Source organism: Nocardiopsis sp. M1B1 (assembly GCF_052466615.1).
On the sequence record NZ_CP196194.1, the window covers coordinates 172155 to 190200 of the forward strand.

The following is an 18046-nucleotide window of genomic DNA, read 5'->3' on the forward strand; positions in this document are numbered from 1 at the left end:
AAGCTCGGAGGGCGCTTCCAAGGAAACACGGAAGCGAAACAGGAAACGGGCTTTACCCCGATCAGAAACACCACAAACCGCCGATTTGGCGGGGCGCGGAACACCTGATAAAGTAAAGACACAACAAAGCGGAAACGCACAACGCCTTCGGCGGAAAAGCTCACAGCAGCTTGTAAACGAAGAGCGGTTGTTTCTTGAGAACTCAACAGCGCGTGTTTGATTTTCTTTAAGCCATGTTTGTTTTGGCCCCGTCACACAGAACCATCCCGGTTCGTGTGCGGAGGTTCCTTTGATTAGCCGGGGTAACCCGGTTGGTCAGGATTACTTCTAGGTTTACCCGCCCAGGCCTCACAGCCGGGTTGGGTTGAATGACCTTTATGGAGAGTTTGATCCTGGCTCAGGACGAACGCTGGCGGCGTGCTTAACACATGCAAGTCGAGCGGTAAGGCCCTTCGGGGTACACGAGCGGCGAACGGGTGAGTAACACGTGAGCAACCTGCCCCTGACTCTGGGATAAGCGGTGGAAACGCCGTCTAATACCGGATACGACCCGCCACCTCATGGTGGAGGGTGGAAAGTTTTTCGGTCAGGGATGGGCTCGCGGCCTATCAGCTTGTTGGTGGGGTAACGGCCTACCAAGGCGATTACGGGTAGCCGGCCTGAGAGGGCGACCGGCCACACTGGGACTGAGACACGGCCCAGACTCCTGCGGGAGGCAGCAGTGGGGAATATTGCGCAATGGGCGAAAGCCTGACGCAGCGACGCCGCGTGGGGGATGACGGCCTTCGGGTTGTAAACCTCTTTTACCACCAACGCAGGCTCGAAGTTCTCTTCGGGTTGACGGTAGGTGGGGAATAAGGACCGGCTAACTACGTGCCAGCAGCCGCGGTAATACGTAGGGTCCGAGCGTTGTCCGGAATTATTGGGCGTAAAGAGCTCGTAGGCGGCGTGTCACGTCTGCTGTGAAAGACCGGGGCTTAACTCCGGTTCTGCAGTGGATACGGGCATGCTAGAGGTAGGTAGGGGAGACTGGAATTCCTGGTGTAGCGGTGAAATGCGCAGATATCAGGAGGAACACCGGTGGCGAAGGCGGGTCTCTGGGCCTTACCTGACGCTGAGGAGCGAAAGCATGGGGAGCGAACAGGATTAGATACCCTGGTAGTCCATGCCGTAAACGTTGGGCGCTAGGTGTGGGGACTTTCCACGGTTTCCGCGCCGTAGCTAACGCATTAAGCGCCCCGCCTGGGGAGTACGGCCGCAAGGCTAAAACTCAAAGGAATTGACGGGGGCCCGCACAAGCGGCGGAGCATGTTGCTTAATTCGACGCAACGCGAAGAACCTTACCAAGGTTTGACATCACCCGTGGACTCGCAGAGATGTGAGGTCATTTAGTTGGCGGGTGACAGGTGGTGCATGGCTGTCGTCAGCTCGTGTCGTGAGATGTTGGGTTAAGTCCCGCAACGAGCGCAACCCTTGTTCCATGTTGCCAGCACGTAATGGTGGGGACTCATGGGAGACTGCCGGGGTCAACTCGGAGGAAGGTGGGGATGACGTCAAGTCATCATGCCCCTTATGTCTTGGGCTGCAAACATGCTACAATGGCCGGTACAATGGGCGTGCGATACCGTAAGGTGGAGCGAATCCCTAAAAGCCGGTCTCAGTTCGGATTGGGGTCTGCAACTCGACCCCATGAAGGTGGAGTCGCTAGTAATCGCGGATCAGCAACGCCGCGGTGAATACGTTCCCGGGCCTTGTACACACCGCCCGTCACGTCATGAAAGTCGGCAACACCCGAAACTTGCGGCCTAACCCCTTGTGGGAGGGAGTGAGTGAAGGTGGGGCTGGCGATTGGGACGAAGTCGTAACAAGGTAGCCGTACCGGAAGGTGCGGCTGGATCACCTCCTTTCTAAGGAGTCTTTACAGGTCGGCATTACTTCTACAGCCGGCCGGACTCGAAAGTGGACCTGGTGCTGCGTGCAGTATCCAGGATGGCTCAAAGACAAATTGAACTTGACCTCGGGCGACTAGAAGCGTCCGGGGGCGCGCTGTTGGGTGTCTGAGGAAACAACCTCTGCTCCGGTTTGGAGTGGGTGTTGGTTCCCGCGGACCGCCTCTGAGAACTCTCGGTTCCTTGCCGTTGTGGCTGAGGATGTGAGTGGTGTTGGGGTATGCGGTTGGTGTTTTGATTTGTGAATAGTGTGCGCGAGCATCTTATTATCTGTAGTGGCCAAGTGATAGTGGCACACGGTGGATGCCTTGGCACCAGGCGCCGATGAAGGACGTGGGAGGCCGCGATAGGCCACGGGGAGCTGTCAACCGAGCTGTGATCCGTGGGTGTCCGAATGGGGAAACCTAGCCCGAGTTGTGTCGGGTTGCCGCCATCTGAATGTATAGGGTGGTTGGTGGTGACGCGGGGAAGTGAAACATCTCAGTACCCGTAGGAAGAGTAAACAACAGTGATTCTCCTAGTAGTGGTGAGCGAACGGGGAAGAGGCTAAACCGTAGGCGTGTGATAGACGGCAGTCGTTGCGTTTGCGGGGTTGTGGGACATGTCTGTTCAGGTCTGCCGGCCTGGAGCGTTGATGTCGGTGGTAGTTGAAACCGTTGGGAAGCGGTACCGGAGTGGGTGAGAGTCCCGTAGATGAAGGTACCGGCTAGACGTTGATGTGTTCCCGAGTAGCGCGGAGCCCGTGAAAGTCCGTGTGAATCTGGCAGGACCACCTGCTAAGCCAAAATACGTCCTGGTGACCGATAGTGCACTAGTACCGTGAGGGAAAGGTGAAAAGTGCCCCGGTGAGGGGTCGTGAAATAGTACCTGAAACCGTGTGCTGTCAAGCCGTCAGAGCTGAACTTCGTGTTTGGTGATGGCGTGCCTTTTGAAGAATGAGCCTGCGAGTCATGGTGTGTGGCGAGGTTAACCCGGGTGGGGTAGCCGTAGGGAAACCGAGTCTGAATAGGGCGTTTGAGTCGCATGCTGTGGACCCGAAGCGGAGTGATCTACCCATGTCCAGGGTGAAGCGGGGGTAAGACCTCGTGGAGGCCCGAACCCACCAGGGTTGAAAACCTGGGGGATGAGGTGTGGGTAGGGGTGAAAGGCCAATCAAACTCCGTGATAGCTGGTTCTCCCCGAAATGCATTTAGGTGCAGCGTCGCGTGTTTCTTGCTGGAGGTAGAGCTACTGTTTGGCTGATGGGCCCGACAAGGTTACTGACGTCAGACAAACTCCGAATGCCGGTGAAGTGAAGCGCGGCAGTGAGACTGCGGGGGATAAGCTTCGTAGTCGAGAGGGAAACAGCCCAGATCATCAGCTAAGGCCCCTAAGCGTGTGCTAAGTGGGAAAGGTTGTGGAGTTGCTGAGACAACCAGGAGGTTGGCTTAGAAGCAGCCATCCTTTAAAGAGTGCGTAATAGCTCACTGGTCAAGTGGTTCTGCGCCGATAATGTAGCGGGGCTAAAGCACACCGCCGAAGCTGTGAAGCTCAAGACTAGATTCTTGGGTTGGTAGGGGAGCGTCGTGCGTCCGGTGAAGCTGCCGAGTGATCGTGTGGTGGAGGGCGTGCGAGTGAGAATGCAGGCATGAGTAGCGAAAGCAACGTGAGAAACGTTGCCGCCGATTGACTAAGGGTTCCTGGGGCAGGTTAATCCGCCCAGGGTGAGTCTGGACCTAAGGCGAGGCCGACAGGCGTAGTCGATGGATAACGGGTTGATATTCCCGTACCCGTGCACGAGCGTCCAGTACTGAATCAGGTGATGCTAACCACGCTGGTGGTCTTGGGTCCCTTCGGGGAGCTTTGACTTACTGGTCTGGGAACCGAGCTTGTAGTAGGTAAGTGATGGGGTGACGCAGGAGGGTAGCTCTACCCGGCGGTGGTTGTCCGGGGGTAAGCGTGTAGGCCGGTGTGTTGGCAAATCCGCACACCATGAAGGTTGAGACGTGATGCCGAGCCGTTTTTGGTGAAGTGAGTGATCCCATGCTGTCGAGAAAAGCCTCTAGCGAGTTCGTGTGTGGCCAGTACCCTAAACCGACGCAGGTGGTCAGGTAGAGAATACCGAGGCGTTCGGGTGAACCATGGTTAAGGAACTCGGCAAATTGTCCCCGTAACTTTGGGAGAAGGGGAGCCCTGTCTGGTGACGGATCTTGCATCCTGAGCTGGGTGGGGTCGCAGATAGCGGGGGGAAGCGACTGTTTATTAAAAACACAGGTCCGTGCGAAGTCGTAAGACGCTGTATACGGACTGACGCCTGCCCGGTGCTGGAACGTTAAGAGGACTGGTTAGTGGGGGTTCGCCCCTGCGAAGCTGGGAATCTAAGCGCCAGTAAACGGCGGTGGTAACTATAACCATCCTAAGGTAGCGAAATTCCTTGTCGGGTAAGTTCCGACCTGCACGAATGGCGTAACGACTTCCCCACTGTCTCAACCATGGGCCCGGTGAAATTGCACTACGAGTAAAGATGCTCGTTTCGCGCAGCAGGACGGAAAGACCCCGGGACCTTCACTATAGCTTGACATTGGTGTTTGGGATGGTTTGTGTAGGATAGGTGGGAGCCGGTGAAGCTGTCACGCTAGTGGCGGTGGAGGCGTTGGTGAAATACCACTCTGACTGTTTCGGGCATCTAACTTTGGACCGTGATCCGGTTCGGGGACAGTGTCTGGTGGGTAGTTTAACTGGGGCGGTTGCCTCCCAAAGAGTAACGGAGGCGCCCAAAGGTTCCCTCAGCCTGGTTGGTAATCAGGTGTTGAGTGTAAGTGCACAAGGGAGCTTGACTGTGAGACGGACGTGTCGAGCAGGAGCGAAAGCTGGGACTAGTGATCCGGCACCGGCGTGTGGAAGCGGTGTCGCTCAACGGCTAAAAGGTACCCCGGGGATAACAGGCTGATCTTCCCCAAGAGTCCATATCGACGGGATGGTTTGGCACCTCGATGTCGGCTCGTCGCATCCTGGGGCTGGAGTTGGTCCCAAGGGTTGGGCTGTTCGCCCATTAAAGCGGCACGCGAGCTGGGTTTAGAACGTCGTGAGACAGTTCGGTCCCTATCCGCTGTGCGCGTTGGAGACTTGAGAAGGGCTGTCCCTAGTACGAGAGGACCGGGACGGACGAACCTCTGGTGTGCCAGTTGTCCTGCCAAGGGCATGGCTGGTTGGCTACGTTCGGGAGGGATAACCGCTGAAAGCATCTAAGCGGGAAGCTTGCTTCGAGATGAGGTCTCCTGCCTCCTTTGAGAGGGTAAGGCTCCCTATAGACGATGGGGTTGATAGGCCGGGTGTGGAAGCCCTGTGAGGGGTGGAGCTGACCGGTACTAATAGGCCGAGGGCTTGTCCGCTGCAGATAATTGGATGTTCGCGCACATTGTTCACGGAGCTTGCTGCTCGCTGTGATTCCCTGCCCTTGTGGGGTGGGTGGAGTCGGGTGGGTGGTGTGTGGTTTCCGTGGTGGTTATTGCTGGAGGGTCACACCCGGTCTCTTTCCGAACCCGGTCGTTAAGTCTCTTTGCGCTGATGGTACTGCCCTGTGGTGGGGTGGGAGAGTAGGTCGCTGCCACGGTTTTTCTTGAAGGGGGTCGCCTGTGGGCGGCCCCCTTTTTTTGCTGGTATTTGTGCGTTTGTGAACGTGGGGGTGGGTGTGTGGGGGTGTGGGTGCTTGGGTGGGCCCCCTTGTTTCCAGTCAACCGGGTGCGGGCCGGGCAGGGCTAGAGCGTGTTCCGTGCTGTGGACAAAAGGCCCCGCTCCCACTCGGGAACGGGGCCTGGTGGTTCCGGGGAGCCGGTCGGGGACGTCAGTCGTGCGGCACCGAACTCGACACCGGCTCGATCTGCCCCCGCATGTCCGCGGCCTCGATCTCCTCCCGGGTGATCCCGAGGATGAACGCGATCGTGTCCAGGTAGGGCACGTTCACCGAGGTGTCGGCCTGCTGCCGCACGACCGGCTTGGCGTTGAACGCCACGCCCAGCCCCGCCGCCTGCAGCATGTCCAGGTCGTTCGCGCCGTCGCCCACGGCCACGGTCTGCTCCAGGGGCACACCGGCCTCCGCGGCGAACCGCTCCAGGGTGGTCGCCTTGCCCTTGCGGTCGATGATCGGCCCCACCAGTTCGCCGGTGAGCTTGCCGTCGACGACCTCCAGGGTGTTCGCTGCGGCGTAGTCCAACCCGAGGCGCTCCACGAGCACGTCCGTGAACTGCGTGAAGCCGCCGCTGACGATCCCGCACTCGTAACCCAGGCGCTTCAGGGTGCGCACCAGCGTCCTGGCGCCCGGAGTCAGCTGGATCTCCTCGCACACCTTGGGAATGGCGGAGGCGTCCAGGCCCTTCAGCAGCATCACCCGGCGGCGCAGCGACTCCTCGAAGTCCAGCTCGCCGCGCATGGCCTCCTCGGTGACCCGGGCGACCTCGTCCGCGCATCCGGCGTGCGCGGCCAGCAGCTCGATGACCTCGCCCTGGATCAGCGTGGAGTCCACGTCCATGACGATGAGGTGCTTGGCCCGCCGGTGCAGGCCGCTGGGCTGCACGGCCACGTCCACCCCCTGGGTGGACCCCTCCATGGCGAGCTCGGCGCGCAGCTGGTCGACGTCCCCGCCGGAGATCTCCATCTCCACGGACGTCACCGGGAAGCTGGACAGCCGCTCGATGCGGTCGATGTTCGCGCCCGCGCGCGCGACGCACGACGTGAGGGCGCCCAGGGCGCCGGGACGCAGCGGGTCGGCCAGGACGGTCACGTGCAGCCGGTCGTGGACGACCGCCTTCACACGGCCGTTGTCCTTCCCGCCGCCCTTGCCGTAGCCGACCTCCATGTCGAGGTCGATGGCGGTCTTGTCGAGCGCGTTGCGGACCTCCTCGAAGACCCGCGAGGGACTCACACCGGGAGCCACCCGCTCGTCCACCTCCAGGACCGCGCCCAGCACGAGGCGGCCCGCCAGGACCACCTGTTCCAGGTCGGCGATGGTCACCGGAAAGACGGAGAGGGTGCTCAGAAGACGAGCACTGATGCCCGGACGGTCGTGGCCGGTCACCGTCACCAACAGCGTGGATTTCTCATTCATGGCGGTGTCCACGGTACTCGGCCGCCTCGGAGGGGCGTCGCGCAGGGCTGACCCTTTTCCCAGCTAGTTCACTATGTGGACAGCTGGAGGCGCGACGTACGTCACCTGTCCTTCCGACTCTTTTTCTTTCGCTTGGGGCCCTTGGCCTTGACGTCCACCCCGCCCAGCATGCAGGTTCCCGTCAGACGGACGACCGGGGCGTTCGGGTCGGTGAGCTGGTCCGTTCCGTGCAGATCTGCGCCGCCCAGGATCCCGGACGTGTTGTTGATCACCCTGACCCCGTGGGGCACGACGATGTCCACCCCGCCCATGATCACCGCGACCTGGATGGTCACCTCGTGCTGGCTGAGCACCGCCTCGCGCAGGTCCAGTTCCACCCCGCCGCACAGCACGGACACGTTCGTGCGCGGCTCGACCAGCCAGCGGCCCTTGCGCTCGCAGCCGCCGAACACCGCGACCAGGTTCTCCGAGCCCTTGCTCTGTCCGGCCAGGTCGCGCGCCTCGCTGCCCAGGATCTCCATGCCGCTGGGCGCGTCGGAACGCCGTTCCATCGACGCGTAGTCGTAGCCGTGGCCGGGTACGGGCAGGTCCTCCACGATGGGGCCGAGCTCGCCCATGGTCTTGGCCCGGTAGAGGGTCTCCAGCCGCTCCTCGTGCTCGACCGGGGTCAGGCGGCCCTCGGCCAGCGCCTCGCGCAGCCGCTCGGCAACCTTGTCCCGGTCCGCGTCGGAGGCTCGGATGTGCTCGGGCTGCATGATGACGGGTCTCCTCGTTCCTTCCGTGGGGCCGGGGGTCCGGCCTGCCACACGTCCAGTATCGGCATTCTCCGCCTCCGCGGGATCAGGTAACGCCCCTGGCCCGACCCCGAGAATTCCGCTCCCCGTCCCAGGGTGTTCCCATCCCCCTCCAGAGTGGCCCGCGAGCCCACGCGGAACAACCCCCGCCCGTCCCCGCCCAACGCCTCCGCGTCGGCCGGACCCGGGACCGGCGGTCCGCGTGCCGGGGCCGGGCACGCGGCCGCGGGGTGGTGCGCGCCGCAGGGTCGCGGTGGCGGGGGCCGCAGGACGGTTCCGGGGCCCGCACCATGGAGGGCGCCCCGCCGCCCTCCCTAGCGTGGCCGCATGACTCCGGACCCACGCGCCCGCCCCCGCCCAGTCCCACACCCGGTACCGGCTCCATGCCCGGGGCCACGCAGCGGACACCGCGTCCTCCGCGTCCTCGGCCTCCTGGGGGCCGCCGCGCTGCTGCTCCCGCACGCGGCCCCCGCCTCCGCCGAACCCTCCCGGGCACCGGCCCCCGCCGCGGTCGACGCCCTCGTGGAGGAGTACCGGGAGGCCACCGGCCTTCCCGGCGCGGCGGTGGTCCTGACCCACGGCACGGAGGTCGTCCACGCGGAGGGGTACGGCACCACCCCAGGCGGGGAGCCCGTTACCGAGCGCACGCCCATGGCCGTGGCCTCGGTGAGCAAGTCCTTCACCGCACTGGCGGTCCTCCAGCTGGCCGAGGCGGGAGAGCTCGGCCTGGACGACCCGGTGCGGGAGCACCTGCCCGAGTTCACGATGGCCGACCCCCGCGCGGCACGGATCACCGTCCGCCAGCTGCTCGACCAGACCTCCGGCATGTCCGACTCCGAGTTCGCCTCCTACAGCCGGGGCCGGAGCACCCTCACCCTGCGCCAGTCCGTCGAGGACCTGCGAGACGCGGGCCTGGCCGCAGAACCCGGCACACGCTGGGAGTACCACAACCCCAACTTCCAGGTCGCCGCCCGCCTGGTCGAGGTGGTCAGCGGGCGGTCCTTCGCCGACCACCTGGACGAGCGGGTCCTCTCGCCGCTGGGGATGGACGACACCACCACCGTCGACACCGACCTCGACCTTCCGCCCGGCGCGCGCGGCCACATCAGCGTGCTCGGCCTCCCGGTCCCGGTGGACGAACCCCCCGGGTTCGGCAACGGCTCGGGCGGCGTCCTCAGCACCGCCGCGGACATGGGCGCGTGGCTCGTCGCGCACAACAACGGCGGTCGGGGCCCCGGCGGCGACCGGATCCTGTCCGAGGAGGGGATCGAGGCCCTGCACACCCCCTCGCCGGTCTCCGGGGGCTCCTACGCCCTGGGGTGGTCGACGGACGAGACCGCTTCGGGGGCGCCGGTGGTCGAGCACAGCGGCAACCTGATGACCGCCACCGCGCACCAGGCGCTGCTGCCCGACAGCGGCCACGGTGTGGCGGTCATGGCCAACAGCGGGTCGGCGGGCAGCGGAGCCTCCGGCCTGGCCGCCGCGCTCGTGGAGCTGATCGACTCCGGGCGGGCGCCCGCGCCGCCGACGGGCACGGTGGTGCTGGTCTCGGACGCCGTCCTGCTCGCCCTGGGCGCCGCCGCCGTGCCGCTGGCCTGGCGCGGCGTCCGGCGCGCGGGCGACTGGGCCCGTGCGCGCGTGGGCCGCCCGTGGTGGGCCGCGGCGGCGAGCCTGCTGCCCTACGCCGTGCCGCCGCTGCTGCTGGCGTTCCTGCACGAGGTGGTCGGGTGGCTCTACCGGGGCAGGGACGTGGCGTGGTTCCAGGTGCCCTACCTCTTCACGTCCTTCTGGGTGGCCCTTGTCATACTCGCGCTGGCCTGCGCGGCGGTCGCCTCGGTCCGCGTCGTCCGTCTGGTGTCGGTGCGCCGCGCCGCCGGAGGGGGCGCGGCGCGCGCGTCGGGTTGAGCGGCCGCTCAGCGCCCCGGCACGCCCCGGTCGGACGGGTCGATCGCGCCGTGCGCGGCCACCAGGGCCCTGCGCACCGCCGCGTCGAGCCTGCGCAGCCCCTCGGAGCGGGCCGTGGCCTGGTGGGCTGTCAGTCCCCGTCCCGAGGACGGCTCGGCCAGCTCCACCACCCCGGCCAACCGTGCCGCCTGCTCCGCCACCCGGTGCGCCCGGGCCGGGTACCCGCGCGCCAGCGAGGGCGAGCCGCCGCCCAGTTCGCCCAGCCGCCGGTGTACGTCCGGTGCGAACGGGGCGACGTCGTCCACGCCCTCCATGGCCCGGGCGGTCTCGATGAGGGCGAGCTTCAGCGCCTGCTCCGCCTCGGCCAGGCCGGGTACCTGCGGCAGCGCGTCGTTCGCCGGATACGGTGTCCACGAAACGCCCACATAGGATGAACCACGCCGGTCGGCGGAGGGCACCAGGCCCACCTGCCGGTCGGCGAGCCGCACCAGCACCCCCTCCCGCGCCTCGACGGCGGCCTGGTTGAGTTCCTTGGGGCCCACGAGCCCGAGGGGATCGCCCCAGGTGGGCAGGGCCAACCGGAAGGCGGACAGCCCCAGGCCGCGCAGCCGTGTCAGTGCGGCCCGCAGCGGTACGCCGCTGTCGAAGGGCAGGTCCACTGCCGGTACTGTCCCGATCAGGTTGGGACCACCGCGCCGCTCGACGGCGTCGACGGCCTCGTCGAGGCCGACGTGTCCGGCCAGCCAGGCGTTGCCCCAGGCGACGAGTGGTGCGGACGAGAGATGCATTGCTTCAGGGTAGGGCGGCCCGTGCACCGGCGTGGGACGTGACGTGAGGGAGGACGATGGACGGGCGTGTTCTGGGCCTGAGCGGGGTCACGGTGCGGAGGGGCGACGCCCATCTGCTGGACGGGGTGGACTGGACGGTCCTGGAGGGCGAGCGCTGGGTGGTCCTGGGCCCCAACGGCGCGGGCAAGACCACGCTGCTCAACGTGGCCTACAGCCAGACGCACCCGACCGCGGGCGAGGTGGAGATCCTCGGCGAGCGGCTGGGCCGGGTGGACGTGTTCGAGCTGCGTCCGCTGATCGGCTACGCGGGCGCCTCGGTGGCGTCGCGGATCGAGGAGGGCACCGAGGTCCTCGACATCGTGCTGAGCGCCGCCTACGGCTACGTGGGCCGCTTCCGCGAGGAGTACGGGAACCCGGACTACGGCCGCGCCCGCGCCCTGCTGGGCCACTGGGGCGTCGCCGACCTGGCCGACCGCCGCTTCCACACCCTCTCCGAGGGCGAGCGCAAGCGCGTGCTCATCGCCCGCGCGCTGATGTCGGACCCGGAGCTGCTGCTCCTGGACGAGCCCGCCGCCGGGCTGGACCTGGGCGGGCGGGAGGACCTGGTGCGCCGCCTGGGGAGCCTGGCCCGCAACGAGGCCGCGCCCGCGCTGGTGGTGGTGTCCCACCACGTGGAGGAGATCCCCGCCGGGACCACGCACGCCCTGCTGCTGCGCGGGGGCTCGGTGGTGCGGTCCGGGCCGATCGACGAGGTCCTGACCGCGGACCACCTGTCGGAGACCTTCGGGCTCGCGCTGAAGGTGGAGAGGGACGGCGACCGCTGGAGCGCCCGGGCCGTCTGAGGGAGCGCCCGTCCGGGGTCGGCGGCACGGGTGCGCCGGAGCCCGTCCGGGCGGACGCCCCGCACCGGGTCCCGGGCGTGCGCAGACCCGGTCGTCCGGGCACGTGTTCCGTCCGTGCGCATGAGCTCCCGACGACAGATTTCCCGTTATTGGATTGCGTTAACTGAGCAAATGTATTGACCATAAACAGTGTTTCTGTCCGGATGTGGTCGCCCCGGCGCATATGGGGTAGCGTCAGCGGACGGTGAGCGGATCGCTCCATTTCGGCGCGCTTTATGATCTTCGGGTGGGCGGGGCCGCCGGGCGCGGTCCGTGCCCGCCTGTCATCCCCGTCTGGAGATCCGGAGCTGCCCAGATGCCGATACCGAATGACGTCCTCCGTCCGGAAACCGGGGCGGCCCCATGACCATGATCATCATCGTGGCGCTTTTCGTCGCGGTTCTGCTGCTCGTCTTCTGGCGGAGCGTGCGTATCGTTCCGCACTCGATGGAGGACGTCGTCGAGCGTTTCGGTAAGTTCCACCGGACGTTGAGCTCGGGTTTCAACATCGTCGTCCCCGGTGTGGACCACGTGCGCGAGCGCATCGACCGCCGCGTCCAGGTCGTGAGCTTCCCGCCGCAGTCGGCCATCACCGAGGACAACCTCGCGGTCGAGGTCGACTCGGCGGTCTACATCAGGGTCGTGGACGCCTACCGGGCCACCTACGAGGTGGCCAACTTCATCCAGGCCGTCGAGCAGCTGACCCTGGCCACGCTGCGCAACGTCATCGGCGGCATGAACCTGGAGGGGACGCTCACCTCCCGCGACGCGATCAACCGGGAGCTGAAGGCCGTGCTGGACGAGGCCACCAGCGACTGGGGCATCGAGATCAGCCGTATCGAGCTCAAGGGCATCGAGCCGCCGTCCTCCGTGCAGGAGGCGATGGAGATGCAGATGCGCGCCGACCGGGAGAAGCGCGCCCAGCTGCTCAGCGCCGAGGGCGAGAAGCAGTCCGCGGTCCTGCGCGCCGAGGGCGAGCGCTCGGCCGCGGTGCTGCGGGCCAGGGGTGCGGCCGAGGCGCAGGCGCTCACCTCCAAGGCCGACGCCGAGGCCCAGACCACCCGGGCCCGCGGTGAGGCGGACGCCATCCACATGGTGTTCAAGGCCCTGCACACCAGCCGGGTCGACCCGGACGTGCTGGCCTACCACTACCTCCAGAAGCTCCCGGAGATCGCCCGGGGCGACGCCAACAAGGTGTGGGTCGTCCCGGCCGAGATGGGCCAGGCCCTCAAGGGGGTCGGCGCCGCGTTCGACCGGCTGCGCGACGACGTGGTCCAGGCCCCCTGACCCGGTTCCGCCGTCCGGTCGGCCGGACGCGCGTCCCGTGCGGCGGGGCCCGACCCGCGAAGCGGTCCCCCGGCGCCGGACCGGCCGTCTGAGGGCCGGACCGCGAGGGCCCGAGCCCGGTCCAGTACCGAGTTCGGGCCCTCCGCGCATCCCGGCATGATCATCCGATGACCCGCTCTCGTAGTCTGTTGTCGCCCTCGACCGTCGGGGGCGGACAGGGAGAGCTGGGCGGATGGAACTCTGGGAGGCCGCGGTCATCCTTCTCGCCGGTGTGGCCGCCGGCGGGATCAACGCCATCGCGGGGTCGGGGACGCTGTTCACCTTCCCCGTACTCCTGGCGCTCGGCTACCCGCCGATCACCGCCACCGTCTCCAACAGCATCGGCCTGGCCCCCGGGACGCTCAGCGGCACCATCGCCTACCGCCGGGAGCTGGCGGGCCAGCGCGCCCGCATCCTGCGGCTGGGCAGCATGTCCTTCCTCGGCGCGGTGACCGGCGCCCTGCTGCTGATCTACCTGCCCCCGGGCGTGTTCGAGGCCGTGGTGCCGTTCATGATCGGCCTCGCCTGCGTGCTGATCGTCCTCCAGCCGCGGATCACCCGGTGGGTCCGCTCGCGCAGGCCCGCCCACAGGGACGGCGGCCCGCTGCTGCCGCTGGGCGCCTACGCGACCGGAGCCTACGGCGGCTACTTCGCCGCCGCCCAGGGGATCATCCTCATGAGCATTCTGGGCACCGCCCTGGACGAGGAGATCCAGCGGCTCAACGCCCTGAAGAACATGCTCGCCACCATCGTCAACACCACGGCCTCGGTGTTCTACATCATCCTGGCCGAGCCCGCCTGGCCGGTGGTCGGCCTCATCGCCTGCGGGACCATCATCGGCGGATACCTGGGCGGGAGGTTCGGGCGCAAGCTCAGCCCGGCCGCCCTGCGGGTGTGCCTGGTGCTGGTGGGGCTGTCCGCCGCGGTCCAGATCCTCATGGGCCGGGTCTGACCCCGCCCCGCCCGACCCCCGCGCGGACTCGCGGCGACCGCCGCGGTGTCCCGCGAGGGGGCCTCGCGCCGGTCCCCACCGGGGGTCAGGTCCGGAAGTACCCGCGGCGGTCGGCGTCGTCCACCAGGGCGGTCGCGTAGGCGCCCAGCGCCTCCGACCCCTCCTGGATCAGCTTGACCTTCTCCATCACCTGCGCCCGGGTGATCCCGAAGCGCACCCACGTGCCGCCCTCGTTGTGCCAGTTGGCGAGCATGGGCGAGAGCCGGTCGACCGCGCGGGCGAACCGCGCCTCGGCGGTGGCGCGCGCCTCGAACTCCTCCCACAGCTCGCGGGCCCGCTCGGCCTGGTCCTCGGGCAGGAGGGGGAAGATGCGGTCGGCCGCGGCGCGCTCGCGCTCCGCCTGGGTCCGGGAGTTGACGGTGTCGAAGAGGAAGGTGTCCCCGGCGTCGATCTCGACGATGTCGTGGAGGACCAGCATCTCGACGACGCGGTCGATGTCGGTGCCCTCGGGCGCGTACTCGGCGAAGGTGCGGGCTGACAGGGCCAGGTGCCAGGAGTGCTCGGCCGAGTTCTCCCGACGGGAGCCGTCCACCAGGAGGGACTGCCGCAGGATGCGCTTGAGTTTGTCGACTTCCAGAAGGAAGCGGAGCTGCGCGTTCAACCGCTCGTTGTCGACCCCGCTGGCAAAGACCGGTGCCGGTTCCGTCACGTGGTTCGCCCTCCTGAAGGATGAGTCGAAACGGTCAGGTGGGCCGCTCGGTGCGGCCGCCACTGGATGATCCCATGGAACGCGCACCAGCTGTCGCGCCGGCGTCCGTTGAGGGGACGCGGGAGGAGACGCCGGGGTGCACCCGGTGAACGTGGGGTTTCGCACCGGGCCGGGGAGCGGACGGAGCGCCCGGCGGGGCCCGCCGGAGCCCCTACTCCGCCGTCCGGACCTGGTCGGAAGAGCTCAGGTGCTGGTGGAACCACTCGGCCAGCGCCCGGTCGGTGAGGACTCCGGCCGGGGTGAGCGGGCCGGGTCGCAGGCCCGGTTCCGGACCGATGGCGTGGGCCAGGTCGGGGACCACGATGTGACGGAGCGCATGCTCGGGCGCGTGGGCCGCCACGGCGTCGTGCAGCGACCGGCCGTGCTCGGGGGGCACGACCTCGTCCCGGCCCCCGCTGACGACGAGCAGGGGGACGCGGTCGCGGGAGACCTCCTCGGCGCGGCCGCCGAAGTCCAGCCAGTCGCGGGTGCTCAGGGCCTGCTCGGTCCACTCGTAGGCCGTGCCGGTGCGCCGCTCCCGCGCGGCGATGACCAGGGCGGGGTCCACGACCGGGTTGACGACGGCGGCGGCGCCGACGGGCAGGCGCCCCTCGGCCAGGGTGAGCAGGACGGCCGCGGCCCCGGCGCCCACGCCGACCAGCCCGACGGGTGCGTCGGTGACGGGGAAGGCGGCGCGCAGTTCAGCGGTGACGCGGTGGAGCTCGGCGGCGGCCTCCTCCACAACCGGGCCGAACAGCTCGACGAGGTAGTCGCGTTCGCCGCGCCGGTTGATCTCGGCGACGCCGCCCTCGGGGAGCCGGGCCCCGAACAGGGGCAGGCCCAGGTAGACCCGCCAGGCCGGGAGCGGGGCCATGGGCACGGTTCCGGCCAGGGCGGCCTCGGCCCGGGGCGGCTCGAAGGCGTGCAGGCCCAGTACGAGCGGGGCCGGGACGTCACCGCTGGCGGGCGGCAGGGCTAGGAAGGGCACTCCGGCGGCCGTTCCGGTGACGGGTCGGGAGAGGGTGCCGGCGTCGGCTACCACGGATGGTCGCCTCCGTTGCGTTGGGAGAAGTGGGACAGGTAACTGCTGACCAGGTGCTTGGCCTCGCGGACGAGCGCGGGGTCGCCCTCGGGGTCGTCGCGGAAGGCGAGCTTGAGCACCGCGTCCGCGGCCTCGACGGCGACGTCGATGGCCCGGTCGAGCTCCTCATTGTCGGGGATGCCTGTGACAGAGACGATGATCCTGCGCAGGCGGATGGAGATGACGCGGTTGTTGTCGGCGCCTCCGTTGAGGAGGCGTGGGTCGACGATGTCGCCGAAGTGCAGGCTGCGAAAGCCCGGCACGTGGCGGTGCATGTCGATGTACTCGTCGACCACCGCGTCCACGGCCAGGGTCCAGTGGCTGAAGGAGGCGTCGGCGAGGCGCTCGGTGACGCGCGTGCCGAACTGGTCGAGGAAGCGCAGACCGAGGGCCTGGGTGATGGCCTTCTTGTCCGGGAAGAACTGGTAGACGGAGCCGATGGCGACCCCGGCGCGCTCGGCGATCCTGGTCGTGGAGAGGTTGTCGTAGCCGACCTCGTCGAGGAGTTCGGCGCAGCAGTCGAGCATGCGCTGGACCCTGAGCATGCTGCGCTGCTGGGCGGGCAGCCTCCGCAGCGGCGCCTGCGCGAAGGCGAGTTCGTCGTGGGCGACGCTGGCTCGTCCACGGCCCTCGCGTGACGCGTGCTCACCCCCCGTACTGCCTGGGGAGCGTCGTGACCGCGGGGGTGTTGAGCTTCGGGAGTTTGTCGTCACAGCTCCTATGATGCCTTTCCGGAATCACCTGGTTCCGGGGAAATTCCAGTTTCGTTCCCCCGCCCCCCGGAGCGCGGCCAGCGGTCCGGAGCGAGGGGGACCCCGGCCGGGGCCTCCCGGGCACTGCGCGCGCACAGCGCGCCCCGGGTTTGGATAGCGCTTTCCTGATCGGCTCTGGCATGGTTGGATCAGGGCCGACGCAGCGTACACACCCTCCTGGAGGCTGAGAGCCATGACCACCGCCCCGGACACCACGCCGGAGGAACTCGACGCCGTCATGGAACGGGCCGCCGCCGCGGCGCCGCTCCTGGCCGCCCTCACCCCGGGCGAGCGCGCCGCGCTGCTGCGCGCCGTCGCCGACGCCCTGGACGGCGCCGCCGACGAGCTCGTGCCGATCGCGATGGAGGAGGCGCACTACCCCGAGGCGCGCTGCCGGGGGGAGCTGGGCCGCACCACCTTCCAGCTGCGCCTGTTCGCGCAGACCCTGGAGGAGGGCTCCTACCTGGAGGCCGCCGTGGACCCGGCCGACCCCGACTGGGGCACCCCGCGCCCGGACGTGCGCCGCCTGCTGGTCCCGCTGGGTCCGGTGGTGGTGTTCGGGGCGAGCAACTTCCCGTTCGCGTTCGCCACGGCCGGAGGGGACAGCGCCTCCGCCCTGGCGGCCGGATGCCCCGTGGTCGTCAAGGCCCACCCCGGGCACCTCCGGCTCGCCCGGCGCACCGCCGAGACCGTGGTCGCGGCGCTCGAAGGCGCCGGTGCGCCCGAGGGCTGCTTCGCACTGGTGGAGGGGGTGGAGACGGGCAAGCGCGCCGTCACCCACCCGCTCACCCGGGCCGTGGGCTTCACCGGGTCCATCCCCGGCGGGCGGGCCCTGTTCGACCTCGCGGTCTCGCGACCGGACCCGATCCCCTTCTACGGGGAGCTGGGCAGCGTGAACCCGGTGTTCGTCACCCGCGCGGCCGCCGCCGCACGCGGCGACGAGATCCTGGGCGGGTACGCGGACTCGGCCACCATGGGCTCGGGCCAGTTCTGCACCAAGCCCGGCGTGCTGTTCGTGCCGGAGGAGACCAAGCTCGACGCCCTCGTCGCCGACTTCGGCGGGCGCGCGGCCGCCCCGCTGCTCAACGAGCGGGTCTCCGAGGGCTTCGTGCGCGGGCTGGACGCCCTGAGCGCCCACCCGGCCACCGAGGTGCTGGTCCAGGGCGTGCGCACCGGCGACGACTGGACCCCGTCCCTGCTGCGTACCGACCTGGACTCCCTGCTGGAGAACGCCGAGACCCTCCTGGAGGAGTGCTTCGGCCCGGCGACGCTCGTGGTCACCTACCCCGACGAGCGGCGGCTGCTGGAGGCGGCCGGGGTGTTCGGCGGCCAGCTCACCGTGACCGTGCACGGCGAGGAGGACGACGAGATCGCGCCCGCGCTGCTGGCGCTGGGCGCGTCCCTGGCCGGACGGGTGCTCTGGAACAGCTGGCCGACCGGGGTGGCGGTCACCCACGCCATGACCCACGGCGGCCCCTACCCGGCCACCACCGCGCCGCTGCACACGTCGGTGGGCACCACCGCGGTCCGGCGCTTCCTGCGCCCGGTCACCTACCAGTCGGTGCCGCAGTCGCTGCTGCCCCGGGAACTGCGCGACGACAACCCGCTGGGCGTGCCGCGCCGCGTGAACGGCGCCGCGCCCTCCGCCTGACCGGTCCGCCGGGCGCGTCGGCCGACGCGCCCGGCGGGTGCCGTGCCCACGGGGTGCGTCGTCGCGTGTGCTGACCGCGGACGTGCCGGACCCGGCTTCGGGTCGGTGTGTGGCGGGGGCCGGTCTCCCGGGCTGC

General features: G+C 68.0%; 11 protein-coding genes and 3 rRNA genes. 8 read left to right on the forward strand and 6 right to left on the reverse strand.

What is annotated here, in order from left to right; all coding sequences use genetic code 11:
- The first annotated feature begins 374 nt into the window (after window positions 1–374).
- From ACSTA4_RS00755 to rrf, 3 genes are all read left to right on the forward strand, one after another.
- Window positions 375–1907 (forward strand): 16S ribosomal RNA (locus ACSTA4_RS00755).
- Window positions 1908–2225: 318 nt separating this feature from the next.
- Window positions 2226–5321 (forward strand): 23S ribosomal RNA (locus ACSTA4_RS00760).
- Between the two features lie 104 nt (window positions 5322–5425).
- Window positions 5426–5541, forward strand: a 5S ribosomal RNA gene (gene rrf, locus ACSTA4_RS00765).
- The 16S, 23S and 5S rRNA genes sit together here, the layout of an rRNA operon.
- A gap of 231 nt (window positions 5542–5772) precedes the next feature.
- Here the strand turns inward: rrf and serB are convergent.
- Window positions 5773–7032, reverse strand: a complete 1260-nt coding sequence (gene serB, locus ACSTA4_RS00770; RefSeq protein ID WP_444962076.1) for a phosphoserine phosphatase SerB — start codon at window positions 7030–7032, stop codon at window positions 5773–5775.
- A 101-nt stretch (window positions 7033–7133) separates the two neighbouring features.
- Window positions 7134–7787, reverse strand: coding sequence for a DUF1707 SHOCT-like domain-containing protein (locus ACSTA4_RS00775; RefSeq protein WP_248772997.1), 654 nt, complete (start codon window positions 7785–7787; stop codon window positions 7134–7136).
- A 366-nt stretch (window positions 7788–8153) separates the two neighbouring features.
- On the opposite strand from ACSTA4_RS00775, the gene ACSTA4_RS00780 reads away from it, so the two are divergent.
- Window positions 8154–9731 (forward strand): serine hydrolase domain-containing protein, encoded by a 1578-nt coding sequence (locus tag ACSTA4_RS00780; RefSeq protein WP_444962077.1) that lies wholly within the window; start codon window positions 8154–8156, stop codon window positions 9729–9731.
- An 8-nt stretch (window positions 9732–9739) separates the two neighbouring features.
- Here the strand turns inward: ACSTA4_RS00780 and ACSTA4_RS00785 are convergent, their stop codons facing one another.
- Window positions 9740–10519 (reverse strand): hypothetical protein, encoded by a 780-nt coding sequence (locus ACSTA4_RS00785; RefSeq protein ID WP_444962078.1) that lies wholly within the window; start codon window positions 10517–10519, stop codon window positions 9740–9742.
- A gap of 56 nt (window positions 10520–10575) precedes the next feature.
- On the opposite strand from ACSTA4_RS00785, the gene ACSTA4_RS00790 reads away from it, so the two are divergent.
- The 3 genes from ACSTA4_RS00790 to ACSTA4_RS00800 all read left to right on the forward strand — a co-directional run bounded on the left by ACSTA4_RS00790 (window position 10576) and on the right by ACSTA4_RS00800 (window position 13678).
- Window positions 10576–11361, forward strand: a complete 786-nt coding sequence (locus ACSTA4_RS00790) for an ABC transporter ATP-binding protein (RefSeq protein ID WP_212641937.1) — start codon at window positions 10576–10578, stop codon at window positions 11359–11361.
- Window positions 11362–11763: 402 nt separating this feature from the next.
- Entirely contained in the window at window positions 11764–12687 is a 924-nt protein-coding gene (locus ACSTA4_RS00795) for an SPFH domain-containing protein (protein ID WP_444962079.1), read from the forward strand.
- Between the two features lie 232 nt (window positions 12688–12919).
- On the forward strand, window positions 12920–13678 hold the full coding sequence (locus tag ACSTA4_RS00800) for a sulfite exporter TauE/SafE family protein (protein WP_416027362.1): 759 nt from the start codon (window positions 12920–12922) through the stop codon (window positions 13676–13678).
- Window positions 13679–13763: 85 nt separating this feature from the next.
- Here the strand turns inward: ACSTA4_RS00800 and ACSTA4_RS00805 are convergent, their stop codons facing one another.
- The 3 genes from ACSTA4_RS00805 to ACSTA4_RS00815 form a co-directional block, all read right to left on the reverse strand.
- Window positions 13764–14387 (reverse strand): HD domain-containing protein, encoded by a 624-nt coding sequence (locus ACSTA4_RS00805; RefSeq protein ID WP_017563491.1) that lies wholly within the window; start codon window positions 14385–14387, stop codon window positions 13764–13766.
- A 211-nt stretch (window positions 14388–14598) separates the two neighbouring features.
- Window positions 14599–15468 (reverse strand): alpha/beta hydrolase family protein, encoded by an 870-nt coding sequence (locus ACSTA4_RS00810; protein ID WP_444962080.1) that lies wholly within the window; start codon window positions 15466–15468, stop codon window positions 14599–14601.
- On the reverse strand, window positions 15462–16052 hold the full coding sequence (locus tag ACSTA4_RS00815) for a TetR/AcrR family transcriptional regulator (RefSeq protein ID WP_444962081.1): 591 nt from the start codon (window positions 16050–16052) through the stop codon (window positions 15462–15464). The genes ACSTA4_RS00810 and ACSTA4_RS00815 overlap by 7 nt, the downstream gene beginning before the upstream one ends.
- Before the next feature lie 400 nt (window positions 16053–16452).
- Here ACSTA4_RS00815 and ACSTA4_RS00820 point away from each other — a divergent pair, with 400 nt between their 5' ends.
- Window positions 16453–17910, forward strand: a complete 1458-nt coding sequence (locus ACSTA4_RS00820; RefSeq protein WP_416027366.1) for an aldehyde dehydrogenase (NADP(+)) — start codon at window positions 16453–16455, stop codon at window positions 17908–17910.
- Window positions 17911–18046 lie beyond the last annotated feature (136 nt).